Source organism: Streptomyces spiralis, assembly GCF_014654675.1.
In the GTDB taxonomy this organism is placed as follows: domain Bacteria; phylum Actinomycetota; class Actinomycetes; order Streptomycetales; family Streptomycetaceae; genus Streptomyces; species Streptomyces spiralis.
The window spans coordinates 7,242-9,050 of sequence record NZ_BNBC01000102.1; the positions used below are offsets into that span (position 1 = coordinate 7,242).

2 protein-coding genes are annotated in these 1,809 nt (G+C 69.6%); both read right to left on the bottom strand.

From position 1 onward, the window contains the following. Nucleotides 1-1,391 (bottom strand): endo-1,4-beta-xylanase (locus IE318_RS43745; protein WP_189908393.1); only part of this gene is annotated, 1,391 nt, incomplete at its 3' end. Between the two features lie 148 nt (nt 1,392-1,539). After that, on the bottom strand, nt 1,540-1,809 hold a 270-nt coding region (locus IE318_RS43750), incomplete at its 5' end, for a cellulose binding domain-containing protein (protein ID WP_506005428.1).

Sequence of the window (1,809 nt, forward strand, 5' to 3'; positions counted from 1 at the left end):
GCCTGGGTGGTGGCGGTGACGGCCGCCGACGCCGACGACACGTTCCCCGCCGCGTCCTTCGCCCTGACCGTGTACGTGTACGTGGTGGACGGCGTGAGCCCGCTGTCGGTGAAGGACGTCGAGGTGCTGCTGCCCGCCTTCGTCCCGTCCCGGTAGATGTCGTAGCCGGTGACACCCACGTCGTCCGTCGACGCCGACCACTTCAGCGACGCCGAGGTGTCCGTGGTGCCGGAGACCGCGAGGCCCGTCGGCGCCGTCGGGGGTGTCGTGTCGGACACGGCGGGCGCGAGGGCGTCGCGGACGGCGGCGTACGCGGGCTTGGGCTGCAGGTTCTCGTCGTAGAGGCAGGCGGCTCCCTCACCCTGGAAGGTGCCGGGAACCCACGAGTACTTGTCGTCGAAGTCCCACACCGTGATGCCGACGCAGCGGGAGACGCCGAGGCAGGCCTGGGTGACCTGGCGGTAGTAGTCGGCCTGGGTCGCGAGCTTGGTGGCGTCCGAGGGCAGCTGCATGCGCACGTCCAGCTCGGTGATCGCGACATCGAGCCCGAGGTCGGCGAAGCGCTGCAGGTTCTGGCGCATGTTCGTGGGGAAGCCGTACTGGATGGCCAGGTGCCCCTGGAAGCCGATGCCGTCCAGCGGCACGCCCTGGCTCTTCAGGTCGCTCGCCAGCCGGTACATGGCGTCGGCCTTGGCGCCGGTGCCGTCGGTGTTGTAGTCGTTGATGTACAGCTTGGCGGCCGGGTCGGCCGCGTGCGCGGTGCGCAGCGCATCCGCGATGTACGCCTGCCCCATGGCGTTGTAGAACGGGGAGCTCCGGAAGGTGCCGTCGTCGTTGAAGGGCTCGTTGACCACGTCCCAGGCGTAGATCTCGCCCTTGTAGTGGCTGACTTCCTTGGTGATGTGGTTCTCCATGGCCGCCTGGAGCTGGCCGGAGGGCAGGCTGCTCACCCAGCCGGGCAGCTGGTTGTGCCAGACCAGGGTGTGACCGCGTACGCGTTGGTTGTGGGCCTGGACGAAGTCGACGATCTTGTCGCCGCCGCTGAAGTTGAACTGGCCCTGCTGCGGCTCGGTGGTGTCCCACTTCATCGAGTTGCCGGGCGTGATCACGCCGAACTCGCTGCCCAGGACGGCGGTGTACGAGGTATCGGAGAGTTCCGAATTGTCGGTGGCCGAACCGAAGTAGCGGCCCTGGGCCTCCGCCAGCTGGTCCAGGGTGCCCGTGCCCGCCGCGAGAGCGGGCGAGGCCGCCCCGACGGCGAGCAGCCCGGAGGCGGCGGTGACGAGTGCGGCCAGCGTGCACACGAGCCGCTTGCCGCGCGAGGAGCGGACCGGTTTCCCGGCGGCGGACGCGGACGGCCGTGATCGTGGCGGAGGCAGGGGGAAAGGCATGGCGGTTTCCTTCCGAGCGTGCGCGAGGTGCGCCGGAGGCGGGACTGCGGCAGCCGTCACATGCGTGTGCCGGCGGCGTGCTTGGAACCCGGTGGCGGGAGGGACATGGACGGGCCTTCTCCTCCCGCCACCGGACGTGCGAGGGGGCCTACGGTTCGGTGCCCCACGCGAGGGTGCCGCCCACGTAGCCCGTCACCTTGGTGCTGTCCGCGTAGGCGGTGTTGGTGCCGCGGCTGTAGTCGTCGCTCTCGCTGAAGTTGGACCAGTCGCTCTTGTTGAAGCGAGCCTGGATGTCGCCGGTGGACTTGCCGGTGGCGAGGGTTCCTGCGCCGGTGGTGAAGCTGACCTCCAGGTAGTGGTCGGCGCCCGCCTTCGGGGTGGACATCGCCACGACCTTGAGCTTGACGTTGGAGGAGCC